Source organism: Micromonospora sp. NPDC005707, assembly GCF_040631005.1.
Classification (GTDB): Bacteria; Actinomycetota; Actinomycetes; order Mycobacteriales; family Micromonosporaceae; genus Micromonospora.
Genome location: NZ_JBEXYR010000008.1, coordinates 310484 through 325423 on the forward strand (window position 1 = coordinate 310484; position 14940 = coordinate 325423).

The window sequence follows — 14940 nt, forward strand, 5'->3', positions numbered from 1 at the left end:
CTCAGCGCCGGCCGGCGGGCTGGGCCGCCCGGGTGAGCCGGTCGTGGTAGAACGCCGGCTCGGCGCCGGGGCGCCAGGGCAGGGCCGCGACCAGCACGATCAGGGCGACGGCCAGGGAGTTCTCCATGAGCGCGCCGAACAGGCCGTCCTGGTAGTGCGACACCTCGGGGAGTTGGTGCTCGTACGGCCAGATCGGTGAGATCAGGAAGAGCAGGTAGAGCCCGAGCGCGCCGACCCCGTGCCGGAGCCCGGTCAGGGTCGGGTACCAGATCGGCGGGCGCAGCGCCGGCACCCCGGCGGCCGGGGGTGTGCCGGTTCCCCGGGGCAGCAGGCCGCGGCTCGCCTCGCGGCGGCGTACGGCGGCGTCGGCCAGCACGATGATCGCCGGGATGACCCAGACCAGGTGGTGTGACCAGGAGATCGGGCTGATCACGTTGGCGGTGAGGCCGACCAGGGTGAACGCGGTCAGCTCGTCACCGTCGGCGCGGGCGCTGACCGCCCGGGACAGCCCGAGTGCCAGCATGAGCACCGCGAAGGCCAGCCAGAGCAGGCCGGGTGTCTCGATCGAGTCGTAGAGCCGGGCCAGCAGGCCGGCGAGCGACTGGTTGGCGGTCATGTCCGCCGCGCCGACCCGCTCGGTCTGCCAGAGCACGTTGGTGAAGTACGTCCGCGACTCCGCGCCGACCAGTCCGAACGTCGCGATGGTGACGCCGATGGTGGTGCCGACCGCGGTCAGCGCGGCCCGCCACTGCCGCGTGATCACCAGGTACGCCACGAACAGCGCCGGGGTGAGCTTGACCGCGGTGGCCAGCCCGATGCCGACCCCGGCCCAGGTGCCGCTGTAGACGAACCGGGCCAGCGCCGAGTCGGCGGTCTCGTGGTGGGTGCCGCGCCGGGCCCGCCAGCGCAGGCCGACCAGGTCCGCCATGATCAGCGCGAACAGCAGCAGGTTGACCTGGCCGTAGCCGAGGGTCTCCCGGGACGGCTCGATGGCCACGGCCAACGGGGTGGCGATGCCGACGGTGAACCAGAGCGACCAGCCGAGCCGGTCGACGATCGGGCGCAGCAGCGCGGCCAGCACGACGGCCAGCGCGGCGATGCTCGCCAGGGCGTTGAGCCCGCCGGCGGCCTCGATCGGCAGCCAGGACATCGGCAGCATGGCCAGGGCGGCGAACGGCGGGTAGGTGAAGCCCAGGGTGGTGGAGGGGGCGATGAAGTCGTACAGCTCGTTGCCGCTCGCCCACCACACCACGGCACCGTGGTAGATCTTCATGTCGAAGAAGTTGTACGGCCGCCCGAAGGCGCCGATGGCGAGCCAGGCAGCGTAGGCGACGGCGGCCACGATGCCGGTCCGCACGACGGTCCGGCGGTCGATCCCGCGCGTGACGCGCTGGATGGGAACGAGGCGGTCCATCCGTCTACCGACTGTCGTCGGCATGGCGTGGCCACCCCCGTACCAAGGTCGTCCTGCCCGTCCAGGTCCAGCACGGAGCCTAGAACGGCGCCTCACGTTGCTGCCTCCCGCGTTATGCGACCGTGTCCGATCCCACACGTGTTTTTGACATTTCCACCGCGTTAACGGGTCTCGGACGGTTCAGGTGATTGGTGGCCTTGCGGGGGGTGGTGGCCGTATTGATGCAGGTCAGCCCGGGATTCGGCGGGCGGTGGCCGCCGAGCGTACGGCGATCTTCGCCTCCCGGCGGGCGGTCCGGACCGCGCGCTTCACGGAGCGGCGCGAGTGGTTGATCCGGTGGCCGGTGCGCCAGCGCAGCCCGGGCTTGCCCTCGGTGTCGGCGGCGGCGAGGAGGAGACCGCCGAAGAGCCCGAGGTTCTTCAGGAAGTGGACCTGGTTGTTGTTCCGCGCCGCCGGGTCGTCGTTGTTCCAGAAGGGATGGCCGGCCGCGGTGGTCGGCACCAGCGTGGCGGCGAGGACGAGCGCGGCCGGCCGGGTGAACCTGCCGGTCGCCAGCATGAGCCCGGCGGCCAGCTGGGTGGCCGAGTTGGCCCGCACCAGGGTCGCCGTGTCGGTGGGGATGCGGGGGTTGATGTTCTGGAGCAGCGGCGTGACCTTGTCGGTGATCGGCTGCGCGGCCGGGATCAGCCGTCCCGGATTCCGCAGGTTGCGGGCGCCGCTGACCACGAAGATGCCGCTCAACATGACGCGGGCGAGGGAGCGCACGGGCTTCATGGCTCAGTCATACCCCGTCGCGGGCCCCGCCACCCCTGCAACACCCGAAAGGGATCGGCCGACGTGGACGTCCAGAGCGTACCGATTTCAGCGACCGTCGCTGATGGACCGGTTCCGGACGGTAAGGTCGCGCGGGTGACGACCCTGCGACTCCGACCCGAGGACCCGGCGGACGAGGAGCCGGTCGCCCGGGTGCTGGCCGCCGCGTTCGCCCGCCCCGACGTGACCACCCCGCCCGAGGTGGGGCTGGTCGAGGATCTGCGGCGCAGCGACGCCTGGATCCCGGAGCTGGCCATGGTCGCCGAGTACGGCGGCGAGGTGGTGGGCTACGCGCTGCTCACCCGGGTGCAGGTGCGCACCGACGGTGGCGCCTGGCCGGCCCTGGCCCTCGGCCCGGTGGCGGTCGCCCCGCACCGGCAGCGGATCGGGCACGGCGCGGCGGCCGTGCAGGCCGCTCTCGACGCGGCGACCGAGCTGGGCGAGCGGCTGGTGGTGGTGCTGGGCGACCCGGCGTACTACCGCCGGTTCGGGTTCGGCCGGGCGGACCGGCTGGGGTTGACGAGCCCGTGGTCGGGGCTGGGTGAGCCGTGGCAGGCGCTGGTGCTGCCGCCGTCCACCAGCGACGAGCCGCCGCCCCCGACCGGGGAGGTGGTCTTCCCGCCGCCCTGGTCGAAGGTCTGATCCGTGGTCAGGCCGGCTGGGTGCGCAGGTAGCGGCCGAAGTGCGGGACGGTGAAGGCGACCGTGCCCCGCTCGCCCGAGTAGATCAGGCCCTTCTTGATCAGCGCGTCCCGGGCCGGCGAGAGGCTGGCCGGCTTGCGACCGAGCGCCCGCGCGATCTCCGCGGTGGGCACGGCGGCGTCCATGTCGTCGCGGCCGCTGTCCTCCCCGTCCACCAGCGCGAGCGTCGCCATGGCCCGCATGTACTCGCGCTCGGCCGGGGTGGCCCGCTCGAACCGTGAGCCGAAGAAGCCCACCGCCAGCTCCGCCTCCGCCTCGGGCGCGGCGACCCGGACGTCCGCGGCGGTGACCGGCGAGCGGGGCGCGTGGTCCCAGGTGGCCTTCCCGTACGCCTGGACGAAGTACGGGTAACCGCCGGACTTCTCGTAGAGCAGGTCGAGGGCCTTCTGCTCGTACTCGACCTCCTCCCGCTCGGCCGGGGCGCAGAGCGCCTGGTCGGCGGCGATCCGGTCCAGCCGGTCGATCCGCTGGTAGCGGAAGAGCCGCTCGGAGTACGACTTCGCGGCGCTCAGCACGGCCGGCAGGTGCGGCAGCCCGGCGCCCACCACGATCAGCGGCGCGCCGAGCTGCGACAGCTCGTGGCAGGCGGCGCAGAGCGCGGAGACGTCCTCCGCGCCGAGGTCCTGCATCTCGTCGATGAAGATGGCGATGCCGGTGCCCACGTCGGTGGCCACCGCGGCGGCGTCGGTGAGCAGCTCGACCAGGTCGATCTCGATGTCGCCGGAGTCGGCCCGGCCGCTGCTGGCCGGCACGTCGATGCCGGGCTGCCAGCGGTCGCGCAGCTTCGGGGCGGCTCCGCCGCGCCCGGCCGGGGCGGCGCGCTGGGCGAACGCCTTGAGCACCCCGAGGAAGGCGTCGATCCGGTCGGGGGCACGGTGCCGGGGGGCCAGCTCGCGGACCGCCATGTGCAGGGCGGCGGCGACCGGCCGGCGCAGCGACTGGTCCGGTCGGGCCTCGATCTTGCCGGTGCCCCAGAGGTGGTTGATGGCCTGCGAGCGCAGCGTGTTGAGCAGGACGGTCTTGCCGACGCCGCGCAGCCCGGTGAGCATCAGGCTGCGTTCGGGCCGGCCGCGGGCGATCCGCTCCAGCACCACGTCGAAGACGTCCAGCTCCCGCCCCCGCCCGGCGAGTTCGGGCGGGCGCTGACCGGCGCCAGGGGCGTACGGGTTGCGGACCGGATCCACGAATCGCACAGTATCGGGCCGTCTAGCGGCGGGGCTAGACATGCGTAGATGCGACTACCGCGTGTCGGGCGTCGAGACAAAACTAGGGCTGTCTAGCGTGGATGCTAGACAGCCCTAGTTTTGTCTACGGTGGTCCTACCGCCGCTTGAGGCAGAGCACGAAGTCGAGTGTGTCGAGCCGGCTGTCGAAGAAGTACCAGTCGGTGTAGCCCTCGACCTTGGCGCACTTCGACTCGGCGTCCTTCTTGCCGCTGGTCGACCCGTCGATGCGGCGCAGCACCTGGTAGGTCTTCGCGGCGCACTCGGTGATCACCAGCTTCGGCTCGGCGGAACCGCCCTCGTTGGCGACGCACTGGCCCGCCTTCACGAAGCGCGGGTCCGTCGAGGAGGCCGGGGCCGGCGGGGTGGTGGGCGCGTCGGCCGGCTCGCCCGCGGCCCCGGTCGGGCCGGCGGCCGGCGCGGAGGCGGACGCCGTCCCGCTCGGGGTGGCGTCGTCCCGCCCGAGCATCCAGTAGGCCCCCGCGCCGCCCAGCAGCAGCACCGCCAGCACGACCAGGACCACCAGCAGTGGCCCCTTGCCGCGCTTCGGCGGCGTCGGCTCGGCGTACGGCGGCTGGCCGCCGTAGCCCGGGTCGGCCGGGTAGCCCTGGTAGGGCGGGGCGGCCGGCGGGCCGGCGTTCCAGGCGGGACCCGGCTCGTAGCGCGGGGTCGACTGGTCGTAGCGCTGGGCGGGCGGCTCGTAGTGCCGGGTCGGCGCCTCGTCCCAGCCCCCCGGCTGGCCGCCGTAGCCGGGGTCGTAGCGCGGATCGGCCGGGGGAGCGTAGCCGTCGTCGGGGCGCCGCCCACCCCACGGCTCGGGGGAGCCGCCGCCCGGTGGTCCGAAGTTCGACATGAACGCCCTCCTGCGTAGCCAGTGCTGAGAGGCCGGCCACCAACAGGGGACGCCGACGCCGTGGTCACCGTAGCGTGGTCCACCGATGAGCTCACGCCCCACGAGTGCGACGCCCGCCGTCGACCACGCCGCCGCCCCGGCCCGCCCCGCGCTGATCTGGACCGCTCTGGTCCTGGTCTACGTGTTCTGGGGCTCGACCTACCTGGGCATCCGGGTCGCGGTCGAGTCCCTGCCGCCGCTCACCTCCGCCGCGATGCGGTTCGCCGCCGCCGCGGCGGTCCTCGCCCTGGTGCTGCGGCTGCGCGGCGGACCGGGGGCGCTCCGCGTCGACCGCCGGCAGCTCGGCTCGGCCGCGCTGGTCGGGGTGCTGCTGCTGGCCGGCGGCAACGGCCTCGTGGTGCTCGCCGAGTCCGGCCCGGAGGGGACCGCGTTGCCCTCCGGCATCGCCGCGCTGCTGGTGGCCACCGTCCCGCTCCTCGTGGTGCTGCTGCGGACCCTCGGCGGCGACCGGCCCCGGCCGTGGACCTTCGCCGGCGTCGCCCTCGGCTTCGTCGGTCTCGTGCTGCTCGTCCTGCCGGGCGGCGGGCCGGGGAGCGTGCCGCTGGTCGGCGCGCTGACCGTCGTGGCGGGGGCCGTCAGCTGGTCCGTCGGCTCCTACCTGTCCGGGCGGATCCGGATGCCCGACAACCCGTTCGTGGCCACCGTCTACGAGATGGTCGCCGGCGCGGCGGCGCTCGCCGTGATCGCCACCGTCCGGGGCGAGCTGCACGGCTTCTCCCCCGCCGAGGTGACCGGCCGCTCCTGGGCGGCGCTGGCCTACCTCATGGTGGCCGGCTCGCTGGTCGCCTTCACCGCGTACGTGTGGCTGCTGGCCCACGCCCCGATCTCCCTCGTGTCCACCTACGCGTACGTGAATCCGGCGGTCGCGGTGGCGCTCGGCGCGCTGCTCGTCGCCGAGCCGGTGACCCCGCAGGTGCTGCTCGGCGGCGCGGTGATCGTGGCCGGCGTCGCCGTGGTGGTGAGCACCGAGCGTCCGCGCCGGTCCGCGGCACGACCGGTCGACGGGGCGGCCCCGGAGCCGGCCCGCCGGTAACGTCCCGGCCCGTGTCGACCGGGCTGGTGGCGGGTGCCGCGCTCCTCGGCGCGCTGGCCGGCCGGGCCGCCGTCCCGCTGGCCCACCGCTTCGTCGGGGGTTCGGCCGCCCGGTCCGACGGGCCTGCGGATCACGTGGGACCTCCCGGCGACCCGGCGCGGTCGGCCCACGGGCGCCGGGCCGCGCTGTCGAAGGTCGGCCGGGGCGCAGCGGTGTCGGCCGGCGCCGTGGTGTTCGGCGGGCTCGCCGCCGCGCGCGGCGCGGACCCGGCCCTGCCGGCTCTCCTGCTGGTCGCGGCGGTCGGGTTGGCCCTCGCGGCGGCCGACCTGGCCTGTCTCCGGTTGCCGAACCCGCTGGTCGGCGCGGCGGCGCTCGGTGGCGGGCTCGGCCTGGTCCCGGCCGCGCTGGTCGACGGCACCCCGGGACGCCTGCTCACCGCCCTCGCCGGCGCGGCCGTCTCCTTCGCCGCGTACGTGCTGCTCGCGTTGCTACCCGGCGCCCGGCTCGGCTTCGGCGACGTCAAACTCGCCGCCGCGCTCGGCCTGCCGCTCGGCTGGCTCGGCTGGCCGACCGTGGGCCTCGGGCTGCTCCTCCCGCACGTGGTGAACGGGGTGGTCGTCCTCGCCCTGCTCGCCGCCCGCCGGGTCCGCCGGGACACCCCGCTCCCGTTCGGCCCGGCGCTCCTCGCCGGCGCCTGGCTGGCGGTCCTGCTCGCCTGACCGTTCCGCCCGCGGTCAGATCAGGCGGAGCTGGCGGTCCTGCTCGCCTGACCGGTCCGCCCGCGGTCAGATCAGGCGGAGCTGGCGGTCCCTGGGGCGGCGGGGTTCGGTGTCGCCGAAGCGCTCGAACAGGCCCGGGTCGATCACGTCGAGGAACGGGGAGGGGCGGCACTCGCGCTCCGACCCGTGCCGCGTACGCCGGGCCGCGTGGCTCACGTAGAGCCGGTCCTGCGCCCGGGTCAGCCCGACGAAGAAGAGCCGCCGCTCCTCGGCCACCGCGTCGTCGTCCGGCTCCTGCCCGGGCCAGCGCAGCGGCAGCAGCCCGTCCTCGGCGCCGACCAGGAAGACCACGGGGAACTCCAGCCCCTTGGCCGCGTGCAGGGTGAGCAGGGTGACCGCCTCGGCACGCGGGTCGAGGGCGTCCACCTCCGCCCCGGTGGCGAGTTGGGCCAGGAACAGCTCCAGGTCGTCGCCGCAGCGCCGGGCCAGCGGGGTGAGCAGGTCGACCGCCGTGCGGACGTCCTCGGGGCGTACCGCGCCGGAGCCGTCGAGGGTCGGCACGGCGAAGCGCTCCGCGAGGAGCTGGCCGGCCAGGCGTACCCGGGCGGCCAGGGAACCGTCCAGCCCGGCGTGCCGCAGCTCGCGGGCGATGGCCGTCACGCCCGGCCGGTCGCGCAGCCGGTCGTGCGAGCGCTTCTGCACCGGGATGTTCGCCCGGGCCAGCGCGTCCACGATCGGGGCGGCCTGCGAGTCGGTGCGGTAGAGCACCGCGATGTCCGAGAAGGACAGCGAGGTGGCCCGCCCGTCGATCCGGCCCGAGTCGAGCGAGCGGTGGGAGAGGCCGCCGACCAGGTCGTCGATGGTGCGTACCAGGAAGTCGGCCTCGTCCGCGACGGAGGTCGCGGCGTAGCGACCGACCAGCGGGGCCTCCGGGTCGAGCCGCGCCGGGTCGAGGCGGCGGCCGCGGACCAGCGACGACGGCGCGATGGCCTGCACGGCGGCGGCCAGGATCGGCGCCGACGAGCGGTAGTTGCGGTTCAGCCGGACCAGCCGGGCATCGGTGAAGTCCTGGGAGAAGCGCAGGAAGTAGCCGACGTCCGCGCCCCGGAACGAGTAGATCGCCTGGTCGGGGTCGCCGATCGCGCAGAGGTTGCCGTCGGCGGGGCTGAGCAGCCGGAGCAGGTCGTACTGGACGGCGTCGACGTCCTGGTACTCGTCGACGAAGATCCACTTCCAGCGCTCGCGGTATTCCCGGACCAGCTTCTTGTCGCCCTTCAGCAGCGCCACCGGCAGGGTGAGCAGCTCGTCCAGGTCGACCAGGTCCCGCTTGCGCAGCAGCGCGGCGTACCGCTCGTCGTCCTCGCCGGCCTCCGCGCGGGCGGCGGCCCGGTCGGGGTCGTCGGCGATCCGGAAGTCCGCCGGCAGCCCCGCGGCCGGCGCGTTCTCCCGCAGGATGGTCAGCCCCAGCGAGTGGAAGGTGCCGACCGTGACGTCCTCGGCCACCGGGCCGAGCAGCCCGTCCAGCCGGTGCCGCAGCTCCTCGGCGGCCCGCCGGGTGAAGGTGATCGCCAGGCACTGCTCCGGGAAGACGTTCAGCTCCGCGCAGAGGTACGCGATCCGGTGGGTCAGCGTCCGGGTCTTGCCGGTGCCCGGGCCGGCCACGATGAGCAGCGGGCCACCCGGCGCCGAGGCGGCCACCCGCTGCATGGCGTCGAGGCGGTCCAGCAGGCCGGTGCCGACCTCCTCCATCCCGGCGAGCATCGGCTCGAACGGCTCGTGCGGGGAGGGCGCCGGCGCGATCGGTGGCGGTGGCGGCGGCGCCGGCTTGCGCTTGGGCTCCGCCTTGACCGCCGCAGGGCGCCGGGCCTTCGGCTTCGCCGCCGGCTCCGCGGGCCTCCGCTGCGCGGGCACGGGTACGTCGAAGAGCGTGTCCTGGCCGGTCGACCCGCCCGAGCCACCCAGCTCGGCCGGATCGAACAGGGTGATCACGCCGTACTCGCCGTCGTAGCCGGGGACCCGGCGCACCTCGCCGCGGCGCAGCCGGCCGATGCCCTCGGCGAGCAGCTCACCGCCGACCCGGCCGATCTCGTCCAGCGGGGTACGGGTGAGGATGTCCAGCTCCGGGCCGAGCGCGGCGATCAGCTCGTGGAGCTTCCCCTCGACCTTCTTGGAGCGGGCGCCCACCCGGTTCAGCTCGCCGAGGATCTCGGCCAGCGGCACCAGGTGGGTCACCTCCCGGGCGTGCGCCGGCCGGTGCCCCTCGGGCCGGTCGGCCAGCTCCGCCACCCGGCTCAGTACGCCCACGGTCAGCGGCTTCCCGCACTCCGGGCAGCGCCCGCCGGCCTCCCGGGTGCGCTCCGGGGACCAGTTCACTCCGCAGAGCCGGTGCCCGTCGGCGTGGTACTTGCCCTCCTCGGGGAAGAACTCGATGGTGCCGGCCAGCCCGTCGCCGGTGCGCAGCGCCTCGCGGATGGCGAAGTAGTCGCGGGCCGAGTCGAGGACGGTGGCCTCCCGGGCCAGTGCCGGCGGCGAGTGCGCGTCCGAGTTCGACACCAGCTGGTAGCGGTCCAGGCTGCCGACCCGCCAGTTCATCTCCGGGTCGGAGGACAGGCCGGTCTCCACGGCGAAGATGTGCTCGGCCAGGTCGGCGTAGCAGTCGGCGATGGCGTCGAAGCCGGACTTCGAGCCGAGCGCGGAGAACCAGGGCGTCCAGATGTGCGCCGGCACCAGGTAGCCGTCCGGGCTGGCCTCCAGGGTGATCTCCAGCAGGTCGCGGGAGTCCAGCCCGAGGATCGGCCGGCCGTCCGAGCCCAGGTTGCCGATCCGCCCCAGCGCGGCGTTGAACCGCGCCACCGCGTCCAGGTCCGGCAGGTAGATGAGGTGGTGCACCTTCCGGGTCCGGTCGTCCCGCTTGTAGATCGTGGAGATCTCCACGCTGAGCATGAACCGGACCGGGTCCGCCTCCGCCGCGCTGGCCAGCCGGGGCGGCAGCCGCCGGGCGATGTCCCGCTCCGCCTCCGGGCTCAGCCGGTAGAGGCCGGGCTCGGCCGGGTGCAGGGTCTCGCGGAGGTGGTCGTACCAGGCGGGGTGGGTGAAGTCGCCGGTGCCGAGCACGCCGATGCCCTTGCGTCGGGCCCACCAGCCGAGGTTCGGCAGGGTCAGGTCACGGCTGCACGCGCGCGAGTACTTCGAGTGGATGTGCAGATCCGCGACGAACGACGGGAGGCCACCGGAGGGTACGGCGCTGAACGGAGGCACGCCGCATCCTGTCACGCCCGGTCCCCCGGCCGCCCGCCGCCACGCGTACGCGTGACCTGAGCAATGCGGTGCTGGACCGGGCGGCCCGGACGCGCTATGGGGCGCGCAGCTCGACCAGGGTCACCTGCGGCGGCGCGCCGACCCGGACCGGCGGGCCCCAGAAGCCGGCGCCGTTGGTGACGTAGACCTTGGTGCCGTCCACCTCGCCGAGACCGGAGACCACCGGCTGCTGGAGCTTCACGAGCAGGTTGAACGGCACCATCTGGCCGCCGTGGGTGTGCCCGGAGAGCTGGAGGTCCACGCCGAACTTCGCCGCCTCGTGCGCGGCCACCGGCTGGTGGGCCAGCAGCACCACGGGGCGGCTCGGGTCGCGGTCGCCGAGGGCCGCGGCGTAGTCGGCGGGGGCGGCCAGCCCGGTGCCGGTGGCCGTGACGTCGTTGACCCCGGCCAGGTCGAGCACGCCGCCCCGGGCCCGGATCTCCTGGCGCTCGTTCTGGAGCACCCGCAGGCCGAGCCGGTCCACCTCGCGCACCCACTCCTCCACACCGGAGTAGTACTCGTGGTTGCCGGTGACGAAGAAGCTGCCGTAGCGGGAGCGTAGGTCGCGGAGCGGTTCCGCGGCCGGGCCCAGCTCGGCCACCGAGCCGTCGACCAGGTCACCGACGACCGCCACCAGATCGGCGTCGAGCCGGTTGATCATCGCGACGATCCGCTCGGTGTGCGACCGGCCGCGCAGCGGCCCCAGGTGGATGTCCGAGACTGTGGCGATGCGCAGCCCGTCCATGGCGCGGGGCAGCCTCGCGAGCGGGATCTGCACCCGGTCCAGCCGGGGCGCTCCCATCGCGGTGCGTACGCCGTACCCGGTGATGCCCGCGGCCGTGAGCCCGGCGAAGATGGCGGCCCCCCGGGCGAGCAGCAACCGGCGGGACGGGTCGCGGTCCGGCCGGTCCCCGGCGGGGTCGCGGCCGTCCCGCGGTCCGGCCGCGCGCGGCCCGCTGTCCTCGCCGGCCGGCAGCTCGGCCGACCCGGCGGACTCCGCCGCCACCGGCGCGGCGGGCGGCTCCGCGAGGGCGACGGGCGACGTGGCGGTGGGGCCGGTGGCCGCCGGTTCCGCGACGTGGCCGGTCGCGGAGGTGTCCGCCCGGCCGCCGCCGCCCGCCGGCACGAGCGCCGGCTCGCCGACCGCTCCGGTCGCGGCCCGCTCCCGGCGGCGCAGCACCAGCTTCGCCACCGCCATCGGCACTTCCAGCACCAGCAGCAGCACCAGCAGGTAGAACATCAGGGCCAGCCACAGGTAGCCCGGCCAGGCCAGCCAGTACGAGCCGTTGCGGGTGCCGACCATCGTCGCGGGCACCAGCAGCGCCAGCAGGAGCGTGACCACCCCACCGGCCTTCCGCAGGCGGCCCGGGCGGGTTGCGTCCCGCACCAGCCGCTTCCACAGGTAGAGGTGGATCAGGGCGGTGACGAGCACAGCGAAGCCCACGAACGTCGCCATCGCCAACACGGGAGCCTCCCTCAGCCGCCCGCGAAGGGCGGCAGCACGTCGACCGTCGCCCCGGCCGGCAGCGGTGCCTGACGATCATGGCAGGCCACCCCGTCGACCAGGAAACTCGCCGCTTTCAACACCATGGCCAGCCGTTCGCCGTGCCGCTCGGTCAGCTCGTCGAGGAGCGCGTCGAGCGACCGGCCCGCGGCCACGGTCTCCTCGGCGCGGCCGGCCGCGGCCCGCGCGCCGGCGAAATAGCGGACGGTGAGCTGCACCGGTCAGCCTCCGATCGCCGACATGGGGCGGGCGGGTTGCAGGAAGGTGGGGTCGTCGATGCCGTGCCCGGCCCGCTTGCCCCACATCGCGGCACGCCAGCGCCGGGCCAGCTCCTCGTCGTCCGCCCCGGCGCGCAGCGCGGCGCGCAGGTCGGACTCCTCGGTGGCGAAGAGACAGTTGCGGACCTGACCGTCGGCGGTGAGCCGGGTCCGGTCGCAGTCGCCGCAGAACGGCCGGGTCACGCTCGCGATCACGCCGACCCGGGAGGGGCCGCCGTCCACCAGCCAGGTCTCGGCCGGGGCCGCGCCCCGCTCGCCGGGGTCGGCGGTCAACGTGAACTCGGCGCGCAGGGCGGCGAGGATCTCGTCGGCGACGACCATGGTCGACCGGTCCCAGCCGTGCTGGGCGTCCAGCGGCATCTGCTCGATGAACCGCAGCTCGTAGCCGTGGGCCAGGGCGAACCGGAGCAGCGCGGGCGCCTCGTCGTCGTTGACCCCGCGCATCAGCACGGCGTTGATCTTCACGGGGGTGAGCCCGGCCGCCGCCGCGCCGGCCAGCCCGGCCAGCACGTCGGCGTGCCGGTCCCGCCGGGTCAGCCCGGCGAACCGCGCCGGGTCGAGGGTGTCCAGCGAGACGTTGACCCGGTCCAGCCCGGCGGCGCGCAGGGTCGGGGCGAGGCGGTCCAGGCCGATGCCGTTGGTGGTCAGCGAGATGCGCGGGCGGGGCTCCAGCGCGGCCACCGCCGACACGATGCGGGCCAGGCCGGGCCGGATCAGCGGCTCGCCGCCGGTGAAACGGACCTCGGTGACGCCGAGCCGGTGCACCGCCACCCGGATCAGCCGGACGATCTCGTCGTCGTCGAGCAGCTGCGGCCCGGCCAGCCAGGGCAGCCCCTCGGCGGGCATGCAGTAGGTGCAGCGCAGGTTGCACTTGTCGGTCAGCGAGACCCGGAGGTCCCGGGCGACCCGGCCGTAGCGGTCGACGAGGACCCCGTCGGTCGTCGTCGGGGCGGCGGTCACCCGTCGACCGTAGCGCGTCCGGTGCCGCGCAGCGCGGCGCGGGCGACGGAGTCCACTGCGGCCCGGTACGCGGACCCGAACAGCGCGGTGTGCACCAGCAGCAGGTGGAGCTGGTGCAGCGGCGCCCGCTCCCGCCAGCCGTCGGCCAGCGGCCACGCCTCCCGGTAGGCGGCCGTGATCCGGGCGAGGTGCGGCGGGCCGCCGAAGAGGGCGAGCTGCGCCAGGTCGGTCTCCCGGTGGCCGCCGTGCGCGGCGGGGTCCACCAGCCAGACCCGGTCGTCGAGGCCCCACAGCAGGTTGCCGGGCCAGAGGTCGCCGTGGATCCGGGCCGGTGGCTCGTCGCCGCCGAACTCGGCGATCCGGTCGATCAGCTCCTCGACCCGGCCGGCCTCCCCGCTCGTGAGCGCCCCGTTGTCGACCGACATCCGCAGGTAGGGCTGCAACCGCCGCCGGGCGAACCACTCCGGCCAGGGGCCCGGGTCGGGCGTGTTGTCCTGCGGCAGCGCCCCGATGAACCCCGGCCACTCGGCGCCGAAGGCGGGGGCCCCGGCGCGGTGCAGCCCGGCCAGCTCGCGACCGAACAGCTCGGCCGCCTCCGGCGTCGGCTCGCCGGACTCGACCCAGTCGAGCGCCAGCAGCTCGGGCAGCGCCACCACCACCTCGGGTACGGCGACCGTGCCGGCGTCGCGCAGCCAGCGCAACCCGGCCGCCTCGGCCGTGAAGAAGCCCTCGGGTGCGGCCCGCTCCGCGTGCTCCGGCCAGGTCTTGGCGAAGACCGAGTGCCCGTCGTCCAGGGTGAGCCGGGACGCGGCGCAGATGTCCCCGCCGGAGACCGGCGTCTCCCGGATCCGCTGGTGGGTCAGGAAGGTCGGCAGGTGCTCCGGGTGTGCCCGCAGGTACGCCAGGTCCATGAGCGCAACGTAGCCGGTCCGTGGGGGCGGTGCGGGCCGTGTGCGGCTCCGCGCCGTGCCGCGCCTCCCCGACCTGGGCCGATACTCTCCGTATCTGTGGACAACCCGCGTGTCGTCCACAGGGCCTGTCGGGGTGGCACCCGTGCGCCGCACGCTCCCGGCATGAACTCCATCGAGCGTCCCCGCCTCGCCGTCCGCTCGCCGGCCGACCTCGTGGCCGCCGTGCCGTACCTGCTCGGCTTCCATCCCGCCGACAGTGTCGTGGTGGTGGCGATGCGCGGCCGGCGGGTCGTCTTCGCCGCCCGGGGTGACCTGCCCGAGCCGGGCAGCGACCCGCGCCCGGCCGCCCGGCACGTGGCCGAGGTGGTGGCCCGGCAGGGCACCGACGCCGCCACCGTGATCGGCTACGGTCCGGCCGCCCGCGTCACCGGCGCGGTCGACGCGGTCGGCGAGGCCCTGGACCGGGCCGGGCTGGTCGTCCTCGACGCGCTCCGGGTGACCGACGGGCGCTGGTGGTCCTACCTCTGCGCCGAGCCGGCCTGCTGCCCGCCCGACGGCACCCCCTACGACCCGGCGGCCAGCCAGGTCAGCGCGGCGGCCGTCTTCGCCGGCCAGGTGGCCCTGCCCGACCGCGCCGCGCTGGCCGCGCAGGTGGCCCCGATCGGCGGGCCGGTCCGGGTGGCCATGCGCCGGGCCACCGATCGGGCCCGCCGTCGCCTGGCCGGGCTCGCCGGTGATCCCCCGGTCCGCTCGGCGGGGATGGCGGCGGTGCGCACCGCGTTCCGGCGGCACCGGCGCGGCGAGCGGCTCGGCGACGACGAGGTGGCCTGGTTGACCGTGCTCCTCACCCATCTCCCGGTCCGCGACCACGCCTGGTCCCGCACCGACGGCCGGGACGCCGACATCAGCCTCTGGACCGACGTGCTGCGCCGGGCCGAGCCCGAGCTGATCGCCGCGCCGGGCAGCCTGCTGGCCTTCGCCGCCTGGCGAGGCGGGCACGGCGCACTGGCCGCGGTCGCCCTGGAACGGGTGCTCGCCGCCCACCCGGGCTATTCGCTCGCCGTGCTCCTCGACGACGCGCTCCGCCGCGGGCTGTCCCCGGCCGAGCTGGACGACTGGCCGACGACCGCCGGCACGGTGCTGCGCCGCCGCAAGCGGCGTCCCCGGCGGTGACC

General features: G+C 75.2%; 12 protein-coding genes and 2 pseudogenes. 4 read left to right on the forward strand and 10 right to left on the reverse strand.

All coding sequences use genetic code 11. The features are described from left to right. Position 1: 1 nt before the first annotated feature. Together ABZ452_RS18855 and ABZ452_RS18860 are read right to left on the reverse strand one after the other, a co-directional pair. On the reverse strand, positions 2 to 1438 hold the full coding sequence (locus ABZ452_RS18855; RefSeq protein ID WP_357944247.1) for a glycosyltransferase 87 family protein: 1437 nt from the start codon (positions 1436 to 1438) through the stop codon (positions 2 to 4). 204 nt (positions 1439 to 1642) lie between these two features. Next, a complete protein-coding gene (locus ABZ452_RS18860) occupies positions 1643 to 2188 on the reverse strand; it encodes a DoxX family protein (RefSeq protein ID WP_357944249.1) in 546 nt (181 codons plus the stop codon). Between the two features lie 135 nt (positions 2189 to 2323). Here ABZ452_RS18860 and ABZ452_RS18865 point away from each other — a divergent pair, with 135 nt between their 5' ends. After that, positions 2324 to 2869 (forward strand): N-acetyltransferase, encoded by a 546-nt coding sequence (locus ABZ452_RS18865; RefSeq protein ID WP_357944251.1) that lies wholly within the window; start codon positions 2324 to 2326, stop codon positions 2867 to 2869. 7 nt (positions 2870 to 2876) lie between these two features. On the opposite strand, the gene ABZ452_RS18870 is transcribed toward ABZ452_RS18865, so the two are convergent. Together ABZ452_RS18870 and ABZ452_RS18875 are read right to left on the reverse strand one after the other, a co-directional pair. Next, on the reverse strand, positions 2877 to 4112 hold the full coding sequence (locus tag ABZ452_RS18870; RefSeq protein WP_357944253.1) for an ATP-binding protein: 1236 nt from the start codon (positions 4110 to 4112) through the stop codon (positions 2877 to 2879). A gap of 135 nt (positions 4113 to 4247) precedes the next feature. Further along, a complete protein-coding gene (locus ABZ452_RS18875; protein WP_357944256.1) occupies positions 4248 to 5003 on the reverse strand; it encodes a flagellar basal body protein FliL in 756 nt (251 codons plus the stop codon). An 85-nt stretch (positions 5004 to 5088) separates the two neighbouring features. Between ABZ452_RS18875 and ABZ452_RS18880 the strand changes: the two genes are divergently transcribed. Together ABZ452_RS18880 and ABZ452_RS18885 are read left to right on the forward strand one after the other, a co-directional pair. Then, positions 5089 to 6096 (forward strand): EamA family transporter, encoded by a 1008-nt coding sequence (locus ABZ452_RS18880; RefSeq protein WP_357944259.1) that lies wholly within the window; start codon positions 5089 to 5091, stop codon positions 6094 to 6096. Positions 6097 to 6107: 11 nt separating this feature from the next. Then, positions 6108 to 6815, forward strand: coding sequence for an A24 family peptidase (locus ABZ452_RS18885; RefSeq protein WP_357944261.1), 708 nt, complete (start codon positions 6108 to 6110; stop codon positions 6813 to 6815). A gap of 66 nt (positions 6816 to 6881) precedes the next feature. On the opposite strand, the gene ABZ452_RS18890 is transcribed toward ABZ452_RS18885, so the two are convergent. From ABZ452_RS18890 to ABZ452_RS18915, 6 genes and pseudogenes are all read right to left on the reverse strand, one after another. Continuing rightward, a complete protein-coding gene (locus tag ABZ452_RS18890; RefSeq protein ID WP_357944263.1) occupies positions 6882 to 10073 on the reverse strand; it encodes a UvrD-helicase domain-containing protein in 3192 nt (1063 codons plus the stop codon). Positions 10074 to 10167: 94 nt separating this feature from the next. After that, positions 10168 to 11028: pseudogene (locus tag ABZ452_RS18895) on the reverse strand (metallophosphoesterase); the annotation flags it as partial. A 195-nt stretch (positions 11029 to 11223) separates the two neighbouring features. Then, positions 11224 to 11568 (reverse strand): annotated as a pseudogene (locus ABZ452_RS18900) (metallophosphoesterase); the annotation flags it as partial. Between the two features lie 20 nt (positions 11569 to 11588). Then, a complete protein-coding gene (locus ABZ452_RS18905) occupies positions 11589 to 11834 on the reverse strand; it encodes a MoaD/ThiS family protein (RefSeq protein WP_357944265.1) in 246 nt (81 codons plus the stop codon). A gap of 3 nt (positions 11835 to 11837) precedes the next feature. Further along, positions 11838 to 12854, reverse strand: a complete 1017-nt coding sequence (moaA, locus tag ABZ452_RS18910) for a GTP 3',8-cyclase MoaA (RefSeq protein ID WP_357944268.1) — start codon at positions 12852 to 12854, stop codon at positions 11838 to 11840. Continuing rightward, on the reverse strand, positions 12851 to 13765 hold the full coding sequence (locus ABZ452_RS18915) for a fructosamine kinase family protein (RefSeq protein ID WP_357944270.1): 915 nt from the start codon (positions 13763 to 13765) through the stop codon (positions 12851 to 12853). The genes moaA and ABZ452_RS18915 overlap by 4 nt, the downstream gene beginning before the upstream one ends. Positions 13766 to 13927: 162 nt before the next feature. Between ABZ452_RS18915 and ABZ452_RS18920 the strand changes: the two genes are divergently transcribed. Next, positions 13928 to 14938: a DUF4192 domain-containing protein gene (locus ABZ452_RS18920; RefSeq protein WP_357944272.1), complete on the forward strand. Its 1011-nt coding sequence runs from the start codon at positions 13928 to 13930 to the stop codon at positions 14936 to 14938. The last annotated feature ends 2 nt before the right edge of the window (positions 14939 to 14940 follow it).